General features: G+C 66.5%; 22 protein-coding genes. 11 read left to right on the top strand and 11 right to left on the bottom strand.

The window, feature by feature from the left end; translation table 11 throughout:
- The first annotated feature begins 49 nt into the window (after positions 1-49).
- From NM203_RS25170 to NM203_RS25140, 7 genes are read left to right on the top strand one after another with little or no spacing between them, the layout of a single operon-like run.
- The gene (locus tag NM203_RS25170) at positions 50-853 is read left to right on the top strand and encodes a hypothetical protein (protein WP_255063313.1); all 804 of its coding nucleotides are present in this window, start codon (positions 50-52) and stop codon (positions 851-853) included.
- A 19-nt stretch (positions 854-872) separates the two neighbouring features.
- Positions 873-2,057: a polyprenyl synthetase family protein gene (locus NM203_RS25165; protein ID WP_255063312.1), complete on the top strand. Its 1,185-nt coding sequence runs from the start codon at positions 873-875 to the stop codon at positions 2,055-2,057.
- Positions 2,054-2,506: a hypothetical protein gene (locus tag NM203_RS25160; protein WP_255063311.1), complete on the top strand. Its 453-nt coding sequence runs from the start codon at positions 2,054-2,056 to the stop codon at positions 2,504-2,506. Before NM203_RS25165 ends, NM203_RS25160 begins: the two co-directional genes overlap by 4 nt.
- Complete coding sequence (locus NM203_RS25155; RefSeq protein ID WP_255063310.1) at positions 2,503-2,775, top strand: hypothetical protein; 273 nt, start codon at positions 2,503-2,505, stop codon at positions 2,773-2,775. The genes NM203_RS25160 and NM203_RS25155 overlap by 4 nt, the downstream gene beginning before the upstream one ends.
- Complete coding sequence (locus NM203_RS25150; RefSeq protein ID WP_255063309.1) at positions 2,772-3,785, top strand: hypothetical protein; 1,014 nt, start codon at positions 2,772-2,774, stop codon at positions 3,783-3,785. The genes NM203_RS25155 and NM203_RS25150 overlap by 4 nt, the downstream gene beginning before the upstream one ends.
- Positions 3,778-4,182, top strand: a complete 405-nt coding sequence (locus NM203_RS25145; protein WP_255063308.1) for an SCP-2 sterol transfer family protein — start codon at positions 3,778-3,780, stop codon at positions 4,180-4,182. The genes NM203_RS25150 and NM203_RS25145 overlap by 8 nt, the downstream gene beginning before the upstream one ends.
- A complete protein-coding gene (locus NM203_RS25140; protein ID WP_255063307.1) occupies positions 4,179-7,367 on the top strand; it encodes an FAD-dependent oxidoreductase in 3,189 nt (1,062 codons plus the stop codon). The genes NM203_RS25145 and NM203_RS25140 overlap by 4 nt, the downstream gene beginning before the upstream one ends.
- 9 nt (positions 7,368-7,376) lie before the next feature.
- On the opposite strand, the gene NM203_RS25135 is transcribed toward NM203_RS25140, so the two are convergent.
- The gene (locus tag NM203_RS25135) at positions 7,377-7,928 is read right to left on the bottom strand and encodes a CGNR zinc finger domain-containing protein (RefSeq protein ID WP_255063306.1); all 552 of its coding nucleotides are present in this window, start codon (positions 7,926-7,928) and stop codon (positions 7,377-7,379) included.
- Between the two features lie 31 nt (positions 7,929-7,959).
- Between NM203_RS25135 and NM203_RS25130 the strand changes: the two genes are divergently transcribed.
- Genes NM203_RS25130 through NM203_RS25115 form a run of 4 tightly spaced genes read left to right on the top strand, consistent with a single transcriptional unit; the run spans position 7,960 to position 11,147 of the window.
- A complete protein-coding gene (locus NM203_RS25130; RefSeq protein WP_303625142.1) occupies positions 7,960-9,024 on the top strand; it encodes an EamA family transporter in 1,065 nt (354 codons plus the stop codon).
- A 37-nt stretch (positions 9,025-9,061) separates the two neighbouring features.
- Complete coding sequence (locus NM203_RS25125) at positions 9,062-9,727, top strand: cutinase family protein (protein WP_255063305.1); 666 nt, start codon at positions 9,062-9,064, stop codon at positions 9,725-9,727.
- A 25-nt stretch (positions 9,728-9,752) separates the two neighbouring features.
- On the top strand, positions 9,753-10,424 hold the full coding sequence (locus NM203_RS25120) for a cutinase family protein (RefSeq protein ID WP_255063304.1): 672 nt from the start codon (positions 9,753-9,755) through the stop codon (positions 10,422-10,424).
- 57 nt (positions 10,425-10,481) lie between these two features.
- Positions 10,482-11,147 carry a cutinase family protein gene (locus NM203_RS25115; RefSeq protein WP_255063303.1) on the top strand — a complete coding sequence of 222 codons (666 nt, stop codon included), beginning with the start codon at positions 10,482-10,484 and terminating at the stop codon, positions 11,145-11,147.
- Here NM203_RS25115 and NM203_RS25110 read toward each other — a convergent pair.
- The 10 genes from NM203_RS25110 to infA all read right to left on the bottom strand — a co-directional run bounded on the left by NM203_RS25110 (position 11,144) and on the right by infA (position 17,725).
- Positions 11,144-11,419, bottom strand: a complete 276-nt coding sequence (locus NM203_RS25110) for a hypothetical protein (protein WP_255063302.1) — start codon at positions 11,417-11,419, stop codon at positions 11,144-11,146. The two genes, NM203_RS25115 and NM203_RS25110, sit on opposite strands and share 4 nt — an antisense overlap.
- Positions 11,420-11,565: 146 nt before the next feature.
- Positions 11,566-12,987, bottom strand: a complete 1,422-nt coding sequence (locus tag NM203_RS25105; RefSeq protein WP_255063301.1) for a DUF222 domain-containing protein — start codon at positions 12,985-12,987, stop codon at positions 11,566-11,568.
- Positions 12,988-13,122: 135 nt separating this feature from the next.
- Positions 13,123-13,998: a tRNA pseudouridine(38-40) synthase TruA gene (truA, locus tag NM203_RS25100; RefSeq protein ID WP_255063373.1), complete on the bottom strand. Its 876-nt coding sequence runs from the start codon at positions 13,996-13,998 to the stop codon at positions 13,123-13,125.
- A 13-nt stretch (positions 13,999-14,011) separates the two neighbouring features.
- Positions 14,012-14,587 (bottom strand): 50S ribosomal protein L17, encoded by a 576-nt coding sequence (gene rplQ / locus NM203_RS25095; protein ID WP_255063300.1) that lies wholly within the window; start codon positions 14,585-14,587, stop codon positions 14,012-14,014.
- Between the two features lie 60 nt (positions 14,588-14,647).
- On the bottom strand, positions 14,648-15,700 hold the full coding sequence (locus tag NM203_RS25090) for a DNA-directed RNA polymerase subunit alpha (protein ID WP_255063299.1): 1,053 nt from the start codon (positions 15,698-15,700) through the stop codon (positions 14,648-14,650).
- A gap of 72 nt (positions 15,701-15,772) precedes the next feature.
- The gene (rpsD, locus tag NM203_RS25085) at positions 15,773-16,378 is read right to left on the bottom strand and encodes a 30S ribosomal protein S4 (RefSeq protein ID WP_255063297.1); all 606 of its coding nucleotides are present in this window, start codon (positions 16,376-16,378) and stop codon (positions 15,773-15,775) included.
- A gap of 14 nt (positions 16,379-16,392) precedes the next feature.
- Positions 16,393-16,809 carry a 30S ribosomal protein S11 gene (gene rpsK / locus NM203_RS25080; protein ID WP_163918913.1) on the bottom strand — a complete coding sequence of 139 codons (417 nt, stop codon included), beginning with the start codon at positions 16,807-16,809 and terminating at the stop codon, positions 16,393-16,395.
- Between the two features lie 6 nt (positions 16,810-16,815).
- Positions 16,816-17,196, bottom strand: a complete 381-nt coding sequence (gene rpsM, locus NM203_RS25075; RefSeq protein ID WP_255063296.1) for a 30S ribosomal protein S13 — start codon at positions 17,194-17,196, stop codon at positions 16,816-16,818.
- Between the two features lie 148 nt (positions 17,197-17,344).
- A complete protein-coding gene (rpmJ, locus tag NM203_RS25070; protein WP_003879483.1) occupies positions 17,345-17,458 on the bottom strand; it encodes a 50S ribosomal protein L36 in 114 nt (37 codons plus the stop codon).
- A 45-nt stretch (positions 17,459-17,503) separates the two neighbouring features.
- Positions 17,504-17,725 carry a translation initiation factor IF-1 gene (infA, locus tag NM203_RS25065; RefSeq protein ID WP_003418601.1) on the bottom strand — a complete coding sequence of 74 codons (222 nt, stop codon included), beginning with the start codon at positions 17,723-17,725 and terminating at the stop codon, positions 17,504-17,506.
- Positions 17,726-18,016 lie beyond the last annotated feature (291 nt).

Genomic DNA, 18,016 nt, shown 5'->3' with positions numbered 1-18,016 from the left:
ACTCCGGTCTGCCATGATGTGCTGACTATCGACTTGGGGGGTCTAGGGCATGTACGTGACCGCAGAACGGTTGGCCATCGCAGACCGGGCAGTCGTCGAGACGTTCAAGCAGACCAGCATCGCGTGGCAGGCCTTCCCGAACTGGAACACAGGTGATCCCGGCCAGTCGCGAGTCCGCAGCGACGTTCTCGATACGCCCAGCTTCCTGCCCCTGCATCTCGAAGAGGTCCAGTTTCAGGCGTCCCTCGCACAGCTGGGCGCACCGACGCCCGACTCGCTCCTGGCCGAAGTCATGGCACGCGCGACGAAGCTTGCGGCGCAAGTGGATGCCCGCGCCTTCACATCAATCATCGCTGCCGCTGCCGCTGCCGCCGCTGCCGCCGGGAACGCTGACACGGAAGTCGTCCTGAGCACGCCCCCCGACATCATGGACGCGCTCATCGACGCACGGGCGAGCGTCGAGGACGCCGGCTATCGCGCCCCGTCATGCTTGATAACGAACACCGCAGGAATCAAGGCACTCAACAGGCTCGACGACGGACGCCCTGCCTATGACGCCATCGTGAAGGCGGCCAACATCAACTCCGTGCACAGGACGTCCCTTCTGCCCGGAAAGTCGCCCAACCCGCTCATGCTTCTGATCGGCAGACGGAACCGGATGGCACACGGTGCCGCCGCCGAAGCGTCGCCGGGCGAGGAACCGGTCGATCTAGCGGTGAGCGTGGTCCCGAGCTTGGAGATTCTCGGCGAAGCGGGATCGGACGTGGGGGGTATCGAGTTAGGCCTTCGAATCCGTTTCGCCACCCGCGTGACCGACCCGGAGGGTGTCGTGCGTCTCACCGGTTCGGCTTGACCGGCGACCTCGATGCCACATGACCTCGACACTGCCTGAGGCACTTGCGATCCAGAGCACATCTGACGCTCTCGAGGCCTACCTCGCTGAGTGCAAGGAGGCCTGCGACGCGGAACTGAGTCGGCTCTACGCGCCGTCGGAGGACCAGAGCCGCCTTCTCGAGCTGATCCTCGACTACCCGTTGCGCGGCGGCAAGGCGCTGCGTCCTGCACTGTCGATCGCATCGTGCCTGGGACTCGGCGGGCATCTCGACGCCGTACTTCCGACGGCGGCCACGCTCGAGCTCTACCACAACGCGTTTCTGATTCACGACGACATCGAGGACGAATCCTGGCGGCGTCGCGGCAAACCGACGATGCACATCGATCACGGCATTCCGATCGCGGTGAACGTCGGCGACGCCATGCTGTCGCTCTCGCTGCAACCGTTGCTCGACAACGTCGAACGCGTCGGCCTCGGCCCCGCTCTTCGGATCCTGCGCGCAGTCGCCCGCATGACTCAGCAGACCGTCGAAGGCCAAGCGCGCGAACTGGAATGGGTGCGCTCGAATGCGTGGCAACTGTCCGACGCCGACTATCTCGACATGGTCGAGCTGAAGACCAGCTGGTACTCGTTCATCACGCCGCTGCAAGTCGGTGCGATCGCCGCCGGTGCGCCTGCGGAATACCTGGCGCCACTGGAAACCCTGGGCCGCCATCTCGGCGCGGCGTTTCAGATCACCGACGACCTGCTGAATCTGCGCGGCGATCCCGAGGAGTACGGCAAGGAGATCGGTGGCGATCTCTGGGAGGGCAAACGCACGCTGATGCTGCTGCACACCTTGCGGCGGGCGGAAGCCGACGAACGGCTGAGAGCGGTGGAAATCCTCTCCAAGCGGCGGCCGGGCATCGATGACGGTGGACTCGGACTGACCGAGTTGCTCGATCGACTCGCCGTCCAGGGCCACCTGTCCCGCGATGGACACGATGCGATTACGGCACAGCTGGCTGGGCTCGATGTCTTGGAGACCAAGCGGCTCGATGACATCCAATGGCTCTACGATCTGATGGGGCGTGTGGGATCGCTCAAGCACGCGCGGGACATCGCCGAGCGACATGCCCGCGCCGCAGCCGGCACGTTGCTGGACATGAACTGGTTTCAGCCGAGTCCGCACCGCGACGCGATATCGAGCCTGGTCGAGTTCGTCCACGGGCGGACGCGATGACCCCCGAGGATCTGGTCAAGTCGTTAGTCGAGCTCGAACGCATCCGCGCGCTCGTTCTCGATCAATTAGAAACGCACACAACACAATTGCGACCTCCTCCGTCCGAGGACTCAGGGGAGCAGCCCATCGTCGACCTGCTTCTCAGCGTCCGCAAATCCGTACTCGGCAGCCCGGCGGCGGCTCGCGGACTCCACAATCTGCTGGTGACCGAGGGCCGCCGGTACGCGGCAACAGCCGACGGCGCCCGGCTGCGCGACGGCCTAGCCTCATCCTCAGCCGTCGACGACCTCCGACGCATCTGGGAAACTCTGAGCCTCAACGTCCTCGACGGGCCGGCGGAACCGAATGCCGCGCCCGACGCCTGGGCTGAGGTGCTCGCCGACGCCGTCATCGGCGGCAGCCTCAACGATGCGATTCTCGCCAGGCTGCGGCCAGAGGGCTTCGCATGACGCTCCTCGACCCTCGCGACGCCCTCGCCGATCAGAACAGCTTCATCGGGTATCTGCTGGGTATCGCCGGTCTGGCCGATACGGTCCGGACCCTGGCGACCGACGAGAGCCGCGCGCTTCCCCCGCCAGAGCACGTCGACGACTTCGTCTATGCACTCCTCGGCATCGCCGGCCTGGGCGACCGCATCAACGGACTCTCTCGATCGGGCTCCAACCCGGAACCGTTGATCTCGTCAGCAATTCAGCCTCCGATGCGGTGGCTGCGATGACCGCGATCCTGGCGATGAGCGACTTCCTCCGCGCGCCCACGCACGGGACCGCTCGCCCCCGCGGCTTCAAGGAATGGCAGCACTTCGTCGTCCACGGCCGCGGCGGACACTTCCTCATCAACTTCAGCCTCAACAACGAAGGCGCCAACGACCTCCTGGTGCCGCGTGTCATCGTCATCGGTCACGACGGCACGTGGACCGGGGTCGTCGAGCGATTCGACGACGCGGACTTCGACGTTGCCGCCAACCTCGGCGACCTCACCATCGGCGGCAACCGAATGACGTTGCGCCCCGACGGCTATCACGTGATCATCGACCTTCCCGGCTCGGGCATCAGCGGCGAAATCGACTTCACCTCCGTCAGCCGCCCCTTCGTCGTCAACAATCAACCGCTGGGCGAAGGCCGCCTCAGTTGGCTCTTCGTGCCGAGGCTGCGGGCCACGGGGTGGCTGCGCATCAGCGGCGATGAACATCGATTCGACGGCGATCTCGCCTACCACGACCACAACTGGGGCAGGTTTCAGTGGGGCGACGATTTCGGTTGGACGTGGGGAACGATCCTGCCGAGAAGTTCGCACGACCCGTGGTCGATGGTCTTCCTTCAGATGACCGATCGCAAACGTCTCCGCTGCCTGTCCAAGGCACTGTACGTGTGGCGCAATGAAGAGCCTGCCGGGCTGTACCGGCATTCCGCCGTGCAGACGCACTTCCGCGGCGCGCTCGCCGGCGGCGCGGACTGCACGCTTCCAGCACCCATGCGCATGCTCCTCGACGGCGACGTGCCCGGCGTGCCTGAGGTCGTCGAGGTAACGGCGTCCGGCGGGGAGGATCGCGTTCGAGCCGAGTTCCGCTCACAGTCGTACGCGCGCCTGGCGAAGCCGAGCGAGGTGCACCTCGACCGCTCGATCGTGCTCTGCGAGACCAATGGAACCGTGCATGTCAGCGGAAGCATCCAGGGCGAGGACGTCGACTTCGTCGGCGACGGCGTATTCGAGTTCTTTTATGGCTGAGGGCATTTCGGCACTGTTGAGACAGTCTGTCGGACACCTCGCCGAGGAAGCACCCGACAGCTATCGATTGCTGCTCGACAAGCTCGGGGAGCTCAAGGTCAATCTCGAAGTCGACGGTGAGTACTTCCACGTCGTAGGTGGACGCCGACTCGACGTGTACGACGGCGCGGGCGGCGCCGTGGGCGCCACCATCACGACGACGCGCGCCGCGATGCTCGACGTGCTCGACGCGAACGTCGGTCTGCGGGAGGCCGTCGAGGCTGGAACGGTCTCGATACGCGGCTCCCTCGACAACGTCCTGCGCGCGCACGACGCGATCATCGCCTACGTCCACGCCGCGGTCCGGGCGCCGTCTCAGCCCGAGCTGTTGGTGGAGTTGCGAGCGGGGGCGTCGTGACCGAATGCATCACCACGCCCGCGTCGTGCGCGCGCCGACCCACCGTCGCGGTGCTCGGCGCCGGAATCGCCGGTCTGACCGCCGCACACGAACTGGCGGAGCGCGGCTTCGACGTCACGGTTTACGAGCCGCGTCGCGATGAGCGCAACGGCATCGGCGTCGAGCCCCCCGGCTACTACCCACCGGTGAAACTCGGCGGACTGGCGGCCTCTCAGTATTCGACCGTCGGAACACAGGACGGCAGCCCCGCCGAACTCCGGCCGTTCCCCGGTCGACGAGGTACGCCTCCGACACCCGGACGCGCCATTGCCGGCGAGCACGGCTTCCGGTTCTTCCCCGCGTACTACTTACACACCTGGGACCTGTTCCAGCGCATACCCACATACGAACCGGTCGCCTCAGCTCGCGGCGACGTCACCTGGCAGGCGACATCGCGGACCGTCATGGACAACGTGAAGCGGGTCATCACGCAGGGCACCACGCTGAAGGGCCACGAGAACCTGGTCTTCCCCAGAGAGGCACCGCGCTCACAGGTCGAAAGCCGAGACGTCAACAAACAACTCAGACAGTTGGGCTTCACGTCCGACGACATCACGAAGTTCCTGAGCCGGATTCTGCGCTACCTCGCCACGAGCCCCCTGCGTCGCGCCACCGAACTCCAGAACATCTCGGCGTACGACTTCTTCGTGGGTCGGGACAAGCCGGGTGATCCCCGGCGCATCACCTACTCACCGAGGTTCGAGAAGTACCTGCTCGAGATGCCGCGCGTGCTTGCCGCTTTCGACTCCCGCTGGGGCGACGCCCGCACGAACATCACGACATTCCTGCAGCTGCAGTTGCAGCTGGACCGGCGGGATAACAAAGCCGACGGGGTGCTCAACGGGCCGACCACCGAAGCGTGGTTCGACCACTGGTACCGACACCTGGTCAACCTCGGCGTGCGTTTCGTGCACGGCTCAGTCGACCACATCGAGCCGCTCGCCGCGCGGCCTGATCTACCGCCACACCTAAGGCCGAGAGTCCGGATCACGCTGGCAGACGGCAGTACTGTGACTCCGGATTACACGGTGGTCGCGGTCGACGCCCCTGCTGCCGAGCGGATTTCGGCACCGATGCGTGCGTCGGGCACCGGTGGCGCCGCGGCCAAACTCGACGGTTTCACCACCTTCGCTCCCCCGTCCGACGGTCCTCTGACCCCCGGTCACGCACGGTCCGCTGCGCGGCGCAACCCCTACGCGATGGACGAGATGGGTCGCAAACCCTGGGATCGGTTCCAGACGTTGGCGGGTATCCAGTACTTCTTCGACACCGAGTTCCAGTTGATCCGCGGACACATGTACTACTCGGGTTCGGAATGGGGACTGTCGTCGATCAACCAGCACGGCATGTGGGAGAAGCGACCGACACTGCTTCGCGACGGGCACATTTCGGTGCTCTCCGTCGACATCGGCGACTTCAACGCCGTATCGAGCCATTTGGGAAAGGCAGCGCGCGACTGCACCGCCGACGAAATCGCCGCTGAGGTCTGGCGCCAGATCGCCGCCGCCGTCACGGACACCGTGGACAACACCCCGGAGGGGCTGCTGCCGTGGCCGTCCTGGTACGCCCTCGATCAAGGGCTGATCATGGCTGGTGGTCCCGGACAAGGCGGCGGCAGAGCGACGCACAACCTCACGCCCTACCTCGTTCCCATCGTGGGCGACTGGGACAACCGACCCGGCCGCGACCCGTGGAACCCGCACAACACGTCACTGCAGGACATTCCCCCCGAGGACGTGTGGCTCGACGATCTGGAGTTGCGCAACGTCTGGCAGGCTCGCCACGGCGGCTACTTCGTGCACAACAACTCCGTCGTCTTCGCGGGCACCTGGGCGAGGACGTTCACCCGGATGACGTCAATGGAGGCGGCCGGCGAATCGGCGCGTCATGCCGTCAATGCCATCCTCGATCACTACGTGTGGGTTACCTCGAACGGTGCCGACCGACGTGAGCACACATCGCTCAACTGGCGGTTCCCCTTCGGCTTCATCGACCAGGGTTTCTCCAGCCCGGTCCGGATGCCCTCGCCCGCAGGCGATTACTGCTACGTCTTCGACATCGAGAACCGCGAGCCCGCCGAGACCAGAGAACTCCGCATTCTGGACGGTGACCGGTGCGAGCGATCGCAACCCCATCCGCTCGACAGCCCGTTTCCGCCGCCCGTCTCAACTCCCGAATGCAGTCCCCCCGGACCGAATGGAGGCCACCCCATGATGCCGTCGCCCTTCGATGACAATCAACAACTGACTACGTACGTGAACGCATTGCGGCAGTTATTGGAACCGCTGACAAGCGCGACGACGGGTCAGCCCACCCCACCGAATCCTTTTGCACAAGGCCAGAATTCATTGCTGCCGCCAGCGCCCGCCGATTACAGCCAACAACTCTTCAGCTATCTCCAGGCGTGGCGCCAGTACCTCGAGAACTCGGTCGGTACCCCGCTGGCACCGGCGTCGCCTCAGCCCCCGCACGGGAACAGGGCCGCGCCGGCGCAGTCGCCGTCGGCCATGGCGCCCACGCGCGTTGACAGGCGGCAGAACGCCGTCGACCCCAGGGGTGGCGGTCAGATCGGCGACCCCAACGCCAATTACGAGGACCTGGTCAAGTCCCCGGAACCACACACCCATCGCGATACTGCGTCTACGCCGTCCACCGCACTCACGCCGCCTGCGCCGCCGACACCACCCAAGCACGAACGTGGACAGAACGAACGCGGAAGCACGCGCCTTCCGACAGGTGAAGGTCCCAGCCTGTACAGCACATCCGCGGCATCGGGCGCCACGCCTCCGCAAGAGATCATCAAGATGTCGCGGAGCTCGCTGCTGGGCGGAGAGCGCGCGGCGGAGCTTCAGCCGTCAGCGCCAGGACGCCTGCAGAACGCCGAAATCGGCGACGGCAGCATGGGAACCGACCGTGAGATCGGCGTGGTGACTGTCGGCCCCGTCATGGACCTCTCGAAGTACAACCTGTCGCCTGCGCTCCACGAGGACAGAAGCTTCATAACGTCCAACGATCTCGCCAGCCTGTTCCAGGCTCCGCCCGCAACAGCCGTCACTTCCTCCACCACTAGGCACTTCGGCACAGCTCATGCGCGAATCAGTGAAGCTGTAGCACAGCACGAGGAGTCGAACGTTCAGCCCGACTGAACCGGACCACTACCCCTTCGCGCGGCGCTCTCGATAGGCCGCGACGTGCTGCCGATTGCCGCAATTGCCGGTGTCGCAGAACATCCGCGAACGGTTACGCGACAGGTCGACGAGCACGGCCTCGCAGTCCGGCGCTTCGCAGATCTTGAGCCTGCGCAGTTCGCCGGCTCGGATGAGGTCGGCCAGCGCCATCGCCATCTCGGCGCCCATGCGCTGCCACAGCGGATCGTGAATCGACGCCAGATGCAGATGCCACTCGGGCATCTCGGCGTGACGGGTCAGCCACGGCGACGCCTTCGTGTCGCTGAGTAACGCGTTGACCTGACCGACCACGCGCTCCTCGTCGTCGGCGACGGCCCAGATCTTGCCGAGGCGTTCGCGGAGCCGATGCACCGAGGCGAGCTCGGCGTCGTCCCTGTCCCGCCTGCCGGTCCAGCCGAAGCCGTCCAGGTACTCGTCGAGGGGTTTGAGGGTGCCGAGTTGCTCGCCGTCGACGCGATCGGTGTTGACCAGGACACACGCAGCCCGGAGCGTGAGCTCGGTGTCATGACTGAAAATCATTTGACTCATGACTCCTCTCGGCGATAGCGTCATGACCAATCGTAATTTTACTCATTACAGTGCAGTTCAGCGTACTGGAGGTGGCATCGTGACCGCACAACTGGAACCCCGCACCGCCTCGGCCAACCGGTTCCGGCTCGGACTGGCGTTCGCCGTCGCTTCCGCGCTCACCTTCGGCTTCTCCGGCCCACTGGCCAAATCGCTGATCGAAACCGGCTGGTCGCCGACCGCCGCCGTCACGGCACGACTCGCCGGCGGCGCCCTCCTGATGGCGGTGTTCGCCACCGTGATACACCGCGGGTGGGTGCGCGAAGCCCTTCAGCACTGGCGCACCGTGCTCGCCTACGGCGTCATCCCGGTCGCGGGAGCGCAGTGGTGCTACTTCAACGCGGTGTCACACCTCTCGGTCGGCGTCGCCCTGCTGCTCGAGTACACCTCCCCGCTGCTCGTCGTGGGCTGGGTGTGGGCCACCACCCGGAGTCGCCCCAGCAACCTGACGCTCGTCGGCGTCGTCGTCGCCATCGCCGGAATCATGTTGGTGCTGAACGTGTTCGCCGCCGCGCACATAAACCTGGTAGGCGTCACCTGGGGCCTCGCGGCAGCCGTCTGCGCGGCCTGCTACTTCATCATGTCCGCGCGCGTCTCCTCCGGCGACGGTGAAGCCGGTGGGCTCAATCCGATCACGCTCGCCGCGAGCGGTCTGTTCGTCGGTGCGATCACGGTCGCGCTGCTCGGCTTCTCCGGCGTCATGCCGATGACCTTCACCACGAACGACGCCGTCATCGCGGGGTGGACCACCTCGTGGATCGTGCCCGTCGTCGCGCTCGCGCTGATCCCAACGGCGATGGCCTACACACTCGGCATCATGGGCATCGCCCGACTGCGGCCGCGGTTCGCCTCGCTCGTCGGGCTGGCCGAGGTGCTGTTCGCGGTGCTGGCCGCCTGGGCCATGCTGGGTGAGGCGATGACGATCACCCAGGCCATCGGCGGAGTTGTCGTGCTGGCCGGGCTAGCGCTCGCGCGTCAGGGTGACCGCAGCGAGCAGGTCGAGCGCGCGAGCTGGCCCGAGGCGCCACCCGACGGTCGGGTGCTCTGAGCAAACAGTTCGTCGTAGCTGATTCCGATATGTGAAGATGGGCTACGTGACACTGCTCAGATTCACCGCCCGGCTCGGAGCGATCGCATCGGCACTCGGTTGTGCGGCGACCGTCGTGGCAGCTCCCCCGGCCGTCGCCGAGCCGGGGTGCTCCGACATCGAGGTCGTCTTCGCCCGCGGCACCAACGACGCCCCGAATCTCGGAAACGTCGGGCAGGCGTTCGCCGACGCACTGCGCTCGCAGGTCGGCGGGCAAACGGTCACCACCTACGCGGTCAACTACCCGGCCAGCTTCGACTTCCTGACGTCGGCCGACGGCGCGGCGGATGCGACCAATCACATCGCGAACCTGGTCAGCCAATGCCCGTCGACGCGGATCGTGCTCGGCGGCTACTCGCAGGGCGCAGCGGTGGTCGACATGCTCGGCGGCATTCCCCCGCTCGGCAACAAACTCGGCGGCGAGATCGCCCCGGCGCTGCCGAGCAACCTCGCGCAGTCCGTCGCCGCCGTCGCTGTCTTCGGCAACCCGTCCGCCAAGTTCTCGGTCCCGATCACCAACTCGCAGTTCGGCGGCAGGGCCATCGACATCTGCAAAGACGGTGACCCGATCTGCTCGGACGGCCGCAACCCGTTTGCCCACAGTGACTACGTGAGCTCTGGATTGGCGCAACAGGGCGCGAGCTTCGTTGCTGGACTCGTTTAGGCAGTCTTAACGGTTATCATTCGGTGTGACGTTCAGCCGACTGCGCCGCCTCGCCCTTGCAACGACTACCGCCTTCGTAACGGCCTCCGCGGCCGTTCTCCTTCCGGTTCTATCGCCGAACGCCGTTGGCGGACTCGGAACCGCCAACGCCGACTGCCCCGATATCGAGGTCGTGTTCGCGCGCGGCACCAACGAGGCTCCCGGACTCGGCGTCGTCGGCGGTACGTTCGTCGACCAACTCCGCGGCAAAGTCGGCGGCCGGTCGGTCGGCGCCTACGCCGTCAACTACCCGGCGAGCTACGACTTCCTCGCCGCGGCGAGCGGGGCCAACGACGCCAGCGGCCACATCCAGTTCATGATGAACTCCTGCCCCAACACCCGCCTGGTTCTCGGCGGCTACTCGCAGGGTGCCGCGGTCATCGACGTCATCGCCGCAGTGCCGATTCCGGCGATCGGGTTCAACAGCCCGTTGCCGCCCAACACCCCGGACTTCGTGGCGGGTCTGGCCGTGTTCGGCAATCCCTCGGCGAAACTGGGTCTCCCGCTGACGACCAGCCCGGTGTGGGGCGGACGGTCGATCGACCTGTGCAACGGTGGCGACCCGGTCTGCACCAGCGGTGAGGACGTGGCGGCCCATCGCGCGTACGCCGGCGGACCGACCGACAACGCAGCCAACTTCATCGCCGGTTTGCTCTAACCGCGGGTAATCGTCGTAACCTCGGCGGCGGCAAATCGTTCGGCTAGAGTCGATTTCGTGAGCCGCCGCCCAGTCACCGCGTCACTCGTCATCACGCTCGTCGCGAGCTTCCTGTTCGTCGCCCCGGCAGTCGTCGGCCACGGGGTCCCCACCGCGTCCGCGGCCTGCTCCGACGTCGAGGTGATCTTCGCGCGCGGGCGGCTCGAGCCCGCGGGCCCCGGCCAGATCGGCAACGCCTTCATCAGAGCGCTGCGCTCCAAGACGGGCAAGAACGTGTCGCAGTACGCCGTCCAGTATCCCGCGGACAACCAGATCGACATCGGCGCCAACGACATGAGCCAGCGGGTGCAGAACACGGCGGCCAACTGCCCAGACACCAGGATCGTCCTCGGCGGCTACTCGCTCGGCGCCGCGGTGACGGATGTGGTGCTGGCGCTGCCGTTCTCGTTCTTCGGGTTCAAGAACCCGCTGCCGGGCGATATGGAACGGCACATCGCCGCGGTCGCCGTCTTCGGCAACGGCAGTGCGTGGGCCGGACCCATCGGCACCTTCAGTCCGGTGTACCGCGAGCGGACGATCGAGCTGTGCCACGGCGCCGACCCGATCTGCAACCCCGCCGACCCGAACACCTGGGAGGAGAACTGGACCGACCACGCGGCGACGGCGTACATCGACGCGGGCATGGTCAACCAGGCGGCCGATTTCGTGGCGGGCCGCGTCTAGAACGGTGGGATGCTGTCGCGGAGGTACTGCTCGGCCCAGGGCGTGTTGCGTTCGCGTTCGTCGTCGATGCGCTTGGCGCGGGCCTGTTTTCGGGTGATCGCGCGTGTGGGCATGGTCAGGCCCGCGGCGTGTTTCGGTGGCGGACTCCCGCGGGTGGCGGCCGGTGCGGTGGGTTCGCAGAGTTCACCGAAGAGCAGTCGGCTGCCCGGATAGCTGGTGGAGCTCTGGCCGTCGGGGTCGGTGAACACGATCCGCCCGTCGGGGTACTGCACGCTGGACCAGCCGGGGAAGAACGTCTTGAGCAGGTGGTGCTCGCGGCAGAACCCGGCCAGGTTCGACGCGCACGTCGGCCCCCACGGGTAGGGGATGGTGTGGTCGAGGTCGTCGATGTCGCGGGTGCAGCCGGGCTGTCGGCACCTCAGATCGCGTGCTTTGACGAAGTCGGCGAGTTGTCGGGAGGGCCGGTAGCGCGGTTCGGTGGGGCGTGACCCGGATGGATCAGGTCCGTGACGGTGGCGTGCATCGCCAGCCGCGCGATCACCGGTGCCGGCAGCACCGGGCCGCCCAGGACGATTCCCGGTGAGGCGGGGCAGTGCTGGCCGCGGTCGGCGCTGACCTCGTCGACGAGTTCGGTGATGGTGTACTCGCGCAACGGTTTGGGCAGCATCCGCGGCTGCTCACCGACCAGGCCGCGGCGCTGAGCGGTCAGATCCCCGGTGGGAACGTCGGCGGGCTCGGATTCGTCACTCGGCGCGCTGCTCTCAGGCTCGGGGTCGCACACCGGATCGGCCGTGGACTCGCCGGTGCCCTCGCGGGACGACTGATCCCCGTAACGGGCCTGCGGCGAACCGTGACCGGTCGCCGACCCGGATTCACCATTCGGCGAATCGGTTTCGACGTCGAATTCGGGGTCGGGTCGTGGTTCGTCGCCGTCGTCGGGAGGTTGGGGGTCGACGTCGAACCGCTCCTCCGGATGCTCCGGTGCGGTGGGTGGTTCGGGTTCGGTGTCCGGCTCGTCGTCGGTGGCGCCGTCGAGGGTGTCGCGGCGGGTGATGACGTGGATGACGACCCCGCCGACGGCCGGTCGGCTCGCCGCGGCGCAGCCGTCGGTCTCGCACATGCAGGGCAGCCGGTCCCAGCCGAAGCCCATCGCCCCGACCGCCGCCGCGCGGCGTTGATCGGCGGTGCGGGGATCGCGGTCGCACACGGTGCGGGCCAGCAGCTCGACGCGCCGCTCGAACGCCGCCCCGTCAGTCGCCTCCACCGTCGCCTCGATGCGGGACACCCCGGTGGCCTTCTCGGTGTCCACGCTGACGCCGGTGGAACGCACGACGTCCTGCACGCGGCGCAGCGCGTGCGGGTCGTGACGCAGGATCAGGGCGTCGATGTCGGCGTCGGTCTGATCCAGTGACTTCGCACCCCAGCCCCTGAGTTCGGCGGCCAGCTCGGCGTCGATCGCGGCCAGCGCGGCGGGGTCCTTGACCAGCGCGGTGCGCCGGCAGATGGTGCGCACCAGCAGGTAGGTGATCAGACCCTCGGCGAAGACCGCCCCGACCTTCGGGAGTTTCTCGCGCAGGACGACCGCGTGGGTCAGCAGACTGTTGACCATGCCCGCGGTCAGGGTCTGCGCGGCGCCGATCTGGGCGCACACCGAGGCCCAGTTGTCGCAGCGCCACCGGTCGCGGTCGGCCGACCCGGAGGCGCGGTGGGCCTGCTCGAGCAGATCGGCCATCGAGGACAGCCGCGCCGCGCACGCGGCGTTCTCCAGCATCGCCTGCGCGCGGACCCGTTGGCCGGGGGTGCGGGCGGCCGCCACGGCGGCGGTGAACTGATCGAACACGCTTTCGACACTACCGGCGTCCACCCCCCGAAACCACAAGTCCACCCCCACCCTGTGGATCAACCAGCGACTGTGGATAGCTCAGACCCACAACACCTTTCATGTCACACCACAGTGCTAGGGCTCGGCACGCACCTAACGCTCGACGTCGTCGGCGGTGCGCACGTCCCGCGTCACCGAGGTACGGGCCGACAGCTCGTCATCGGCCGGGTAGTCGACGCCCACCAGCGTCAACCCCCGCGCCGGCGCGACCGAGAACGCGCTCGATCGCGACGTCTGCGAAAGCAGTCCGGCACACCACGCGGGATCCAGCCGACCCTCCCCCACCGCCAACAGTGCGCCGACCAGCGAGCGCACCATCGACCAGCAGAACGCGTCCGCCGTGACGTACGCCGTGATCGCGTGACCGTCGCGCTCCCAGTCGAGCCGCTGCAGATCGCGGATCGTCGTCGCTCCCTCGCGTGGTCGGCAGAACGCGGCGAAGTCGTTCAGCCCCAGTAGTTCCCGTGATGCCGCACGCATTGCGTCGAGATCGAGGGGCCGGCCCCAGGCGGTGACGAAGCGCGCAACGGCGGGCTCGGCGCCGAATGGGGCAGTCGACAACCGGTACTCGTAGTGCCTGCGCAATGCCGAGAAACGCGCGTCGAATCCCGTTGGTGCACGGGTGATCTCACGGACCCTGACGTCATCGGTGAGCAGCTTGGCCAGCCGTCGTACCAGCGCCAGGAACTCCGGCTCACCGACACGCTGCATACGCGGGTAGGCGAGCGAGACGGCCTCGGTGGGCACGTCGACGTGCGCGACCTGGCCCGTCGCGTGCACCCCGGCGTCGGTGCGGCCCGCCGCCCTGGTGACGATCGGCGTGCGGAACACCCTCGACAGCGCGTCGTCGATCGCACCCGCGACGGTGCGTTGCCCCGTCTGCGCGGCCCACCCCGCGAAATCGGTTCCGTCGTAGGAGACGTCGAGCCGCAGACGAACATGCCCGCCACCGGATTCGGTGGCGGGCATGGTCACTGGTCGACTACTTGGTGTCGTCAGCCTTGTCCTCGGCGGACTCGGCGTCGGCCTCGGCGACCTCGTCGGCTGCCTCGGCTTCCTGGGCGTCCTCGATGGCCTCGTCTTCGACCTCGGCCTCTTCGACAACGGGAGCCTCGTCGGCAGCCGGAGCGGCGGCCGCCACCGGCTGAGCCTTCTTGGCGCCCGAGACCCGACGCGCGCGGTCGGCCTCGGAGGTCACGGTCTTCTCCCGCACCAGTTCGATGACCGCCATCGGGGCGTTGTCGCCCTTGCGGTTCTCGACCTTGATGATGCGGGTGTAGCCACCGTTGCGGTCGGCAAAGAACGGACCGATCTCGGCGAACAGGACGTGGACGATGTCCTTGTCGCGGATCTTCTTCATCACCTCACGCCGATTGTGCAGCGTGCCCTTCTTGGCGTGGGTGATGAGCTTCTCCGCGTAGGGCCGCAACGCCCGCGCCTTGGGCTCGGTCGTCTTGATGCGGCCGTGCTCGAAGAGCGACGTGGCCAGGTTGGCCAGCAGCGCCTTCTGGTGCGAGGACGACCCGCCGAGGCGGGGACCCTTAGTGGGCTTGGGCATGGCGACTATCTCCTTTTCGGGGCCGGCCCCCGTATCAGGTAGGGCCGGGACGGAATTGTGTTAGAGCTGTTCGGTTTCGGCGAAGTCCTGGTCGGTGTCCAGGTCGTAGCCTGCATCGCTGTTCCAGGTGCCGGTCGCCACGTCATAGCCCGCAACCTCCGAAGGATCGAAGGTGGCCGGGCTGTCCTTCAGCGAGAGACCCAGCTGGTGCAGCTTGATCTTCACCTCGTCGATGGACTTCTGGCCGAAGTTGCGGATGTCCAGCAGGTCCGACTCGGTGCGCGAGACCAGCTCGCCCACCGTGTGGACACCCTCGCGCTTGAGGCAGTTGTACGAGCGGACGGTGAGCTCGAGATCGTCGATCGGCAGCGCGAACGACGCGATGTGGTCGGCCTCGGCGGGCGAGGGACCGATCTCGATGCCCTCGGCCTCGACGTTGAGTTCCCGTGCCAGACCGAACAACTCGACGAGCGTCTTGCCCGCCGAAGCCAGCGCGTCGCGCGGGCTGATGGAGTTCTTGGTCTCGACGTCCAGGATCAGCTTGTCGAAGTCGGTGCGCTGCTCGACGCGGGTGGCCTCGACCTTGTAGGTCACCTTCAGCACGGGCGAGTAGATGGAATCGACCGGGATACGGCCGATCTCGGCGCCCGACGCCTTGTTCTGCACGGCGGGCACGTAGCCACGACCGCGCTCGACGACGAGCTCGACCTCGAGCTTGCCCTTGTCGTTCAGCGTCGCGATGTGCATGTCCGGGTTGTGCACCGTCACGCCGGCGGGCGGAACGATGTCACCGGCGGTGACCGCACCGGGGCCCTGCTTGCGCAGATACATGGTGACCGGCTCGTCCTCTTCGGACGACACGACCAGACCCTTGAGGTTCAGGATGATGTCGGTGACGTCTTCCTTCACACCGGGTACGGTGGTGAACTCGTGCAGCACGCCGTCGATACGGATGCTGGTGACCGCTGCGCCCGGAATGGACGACAGCAGCGTGCGCCGAAGCGAGTTACCGAGCGTGTAGCCGAAACCCGGCTCCAGGGGCTCGATGACGAACTTGGACCGGTTCTCGGCCAAGCTCTCCTCGGACAGGGTGGGCCGCTGAGAAATCAGCATTTTTCTATCTCCTTCTCGACACCCGCTATTTGATGTCGTCTGGCAACTCTCGGCCGGGTGACCGAAAGTTATTTACTTCGAGTAGAACTCGACGATGAGCTGTTCGGCGAGTGGCACGTCGATCTGCGCCCGCTCGGGCAGCTGGTGGACGAGGATGCGCTGACGCTCCCCGACGACCTGCAGCCAGCCCGGGATGGGCCGATCGCCCGCCACCTCGCGCGCGATGATGAACGGCACCGTGTTCAGCGAGTTGTCCCGCACGTCGATGATGTCGTACTGCGAGACGCGGTAGCTGGGGATGTCGACCTTCACACCGTTGACGGTGAAGTGGCCGTGGCTGACCAGCTGGCGGGCCATGCGGCGCGTGCGGGCGAGCCCGGCGCGGTACACGACGTTGTCCAGCCGGCTCTCCAGGATGCGGAGCAGGTTCTCACCGGTCTTGCCGGCGACGCGGTTGGCCTCTTCGTAGTAGCGACGGAACTGCTTCTCCATCACGCCGTACGTGAAGCGGGCCTTCTGCTTCTCCTGCAGCTGCTCGCGGTACTCGCTCTCCTTGATCCGCGCGCGGCCGTGCTGGCCGGGCGGGTAGGGGCGCTTCTCGAATGCCTGGTCGCCGCCGACGAGGTCGACGCCGAGGCGGCGCGACTTGCGGGTGACGGGTCCGGTGTAACGAGCCATTGTTCAGATCCTCCCTAGACCCGGCGCCGCTTGGGCGGACGGCAGCCGTTGTGCGGCTGCGGTGTGACGTCGGAAATGGCGCCAACCTCGAGGCCGGCAGCCTGCAGCGAACGGATCGCCGTCTCGCGGCCCGAACCGGGGCCCTTCACGAAGACGTCGACCTTCTTGACACCGTGCTCCTGCGCCTTGCGCGCGGCGTTCTCGGCGGCCAGCTGCGCGGCGAACGGCGTCGACTTACGCGAGCCCTTGAAGCCCACGTGACCCGACGACGCCCAGGCGATGACGTTGCCCTGAGGATCGGTGATCGAGACGATCGTGTTGTTGAACGTGCTCTTGATGTGCGCGGCGCCGTGCGGAACGTTCTTCTTTTCCTTGCGGCGGGTCTTCTGACCCTTCTTGGCGGCGGTGCCGCCCTTCTTCGCTTGTGCCATCCGGGGTTACCTGGCCTTCTTCTTGCCTGCGATGGTGCGCTTCGGGCCCTTGCGGGTGCGCGCGTTGGTCTTGGTGCGCTGTCCGCGCACGGGCAGGCCACGACGGTGACGCAGGCCCTGGTAGCAACCGATCTCGATCTTGCGACGGATGTCGGCCTGCACCTCGCGGCGCAGATCACCCTCGACCTTGATGTCGGGGTTGCTTTCGATGAAGTCACGCAGCTGGGTGACCTGATCGTCGGTCAGATCCTTCGTGCGCAGGTCCCGGCTGATGCCGGTGCCGTCCAGGATCTCCTGGGAGCGGGTACGGCCGATGCCGTAGATGTAGGTCAGCGCGATCTCCATGCGCTTGTCGCGCGGGAGATCGACGCCCAATAGACGAGCCATTGTGTGTCATTCCTTCGTTGCGGAGGTCTGATCCCAGTCCGTTCCCCGTCTATCGGGGTCCGGCCTCCGTGCCGGACGTGGATGAGGGCCGTCTGCCCTCAGTGGTACTGGGAGGTCATCATTCAGTTGTGTTGCAGTTCTGCGACTGCTAGCCCTGCCGCTGCTTGTGGCGGGGATCGGAGCAGATCACCATGACCCGCCCATGCCGGCGGATCACCCTGCACTTGTCGCAGATCGGCTTGACGCTCGGGTTCACCTTCACGGCTGTTCGATCCTTTTTCAGACTCGTAGTTACTTGGTCGGGCAGTTACTTGTACCGGTACACGATGCGGCCCCTGGACAGGTCGTATGGAGACAACTCCACGACGACGCGGTCCTCGGGCAGAATGCGGATGTAGTGCTGCCGCATCTTGCCGCTGATGTGGGCGAGCACCTTGTGTCCGTTCTCCAGCTCAATGCGGAACATCGCATTGGGCAGAGGCTCGACCACGCGGCCCTCGACCTCGATGGCACCGTCTTTCTTGGCCATGCTCTTAGACGATCCTTGCTTTGGTTTCGTATTTCTTGCGCCCGTGCTGGCGCAGCCTTCGATCCGACTGAAAACGTGAGCCGGAGCGGGAAGATTCCCTGGGATCCGAGGAGAGCACGCAGAAAGTCGGCGCGGAAGCCGCACCGTTGGTCCATGGTACTCGCTGTGCTGGCCTGCCCAAAATCGTCGCCGGCGGGTCCTGCCAGCACCCATCTGTTCGCTCTCCGCGATGCGCCGTTCTTACCGGGTAGCTGGAAAGATATTCGTTGGACCTGCGGCGCATACTTATAC

Source organism: Mycolicibacterium arenosum (assembly GCF_024320865.1).
Taxonomy (GTDB): Bacteria; Actinomycetota; Actinomycetes; order Mycobacteriales; family Mycobacteriaceae; genus Mycobacterium; species Mycobacterium arenosum.
This window is presented reverse-complemented; position numbering and strand designations above follow the sequence as displayed.

Coding starts and splice junctions, on each gene's coding strand:
- NM203_RS25170 (WP_255063313.1), top strand. CDS start 50: ATGTACGTGACCGCAGAACGGTTGGCCATCGCAGACCGGGCAGTCGTC.
- NM203_RS25165 (WP_255063312.1), top strand. CDS start 873: ATGACCTCGACACTGCCTGAGGCACTTGCGATCCAGAGCACATCTGAC.
- NM203_RS25160 (WP_255063311.1), top strand. CDS start 2,054: ATGACCCCCGAGGATCTGGTCAAGTCGTTAGTCGAGCTCGAACGCATC.
- NM203_RS25155 (WP_255063310.1), top strand. CDS start 2,503: ATGACGCTCCTCGACCCTCGCGACGCCCTCGCCGATCAGAACAGCTTC.
- NM203_RS25150 (WP_255063309.1), top strand. CDS start 2,772: ATGACCGCGATCCTGGCGATGAGCGACTTCCTCCGCGCGCCCACGCAC.
- NM203_RS25145 (WP_255063308.1), top strand. CDS start 3,778: ATGGCTGAGGGCATTTCGGCACTGTTGAGACAGTCTGTCGGACACCTC.
- NM203_RS25135 (WP_255063306.1), bottom strand. CDS start 7,928: ATGATTTTCAGTCATGACACCGAGCTCACGCTCCGGGCTGCGTGTGTC.
- NM203_RS25130 (WP_303625142.1), top strand. CDS start 7,960: ATGACCAATCGTAATTTTACTCATTACAGTGCAGTTCAGCGTACTGGA.
- NM203_RS25125 (WP_255063305.1), top strand. CDS start 9,062: ATGGGCTACGTGACACTGCTCAGATTCACCGCCCGGCTCGGAGCGATC.
- truA (WP_255063373.1), bottom strand. CDS start 13,998: ATGCCCGCCACCGAATCCGGTGGCGGGCATGTTCGTCTGCGGCTCGAC.
- rplQ (WP_255063300.1), bottom strand. CDS start 14,587: ATGCCCAAGCCCACTAAGGGTCCCCGCCTCGGCGGGTCGTCCTCGCAC.
- NM203_RS25090 (WP_255063299.1), bottom strand. CDS start 15,700: ATGCTGATTTCTCAGCGGCCCACCCTGTCCGAGGAGAGCTTGGCCGAG.
- rpsD (WP_255063297.1), bottom strand. CDS start 16,378: ATGGCTCGTTACACCGGACCCGTCACCCGCAAGTCGCGCCGCCTCGGC.
- rpsK (WP_163918913.1), bottom strand. CDS start 16,809: ATGGCACAAGCGAAGAAGGGCGGCACCGCCGCCAAGAAGGGTCAGAAG.
- rpsM (WP_255063296.1), bottom strand. CDS start 17,196: ATGGCTCGTCTATTGGGCGTCGATCTCCCGCGCGACAAGCGCATGGAG.
- infA (WP_003418601.1), bottom strand. CDS start 17,725: ATGGCCAAGAAAGACGGTGCCATCGAGGTCGAGGGCCGCGTGGTCGAG.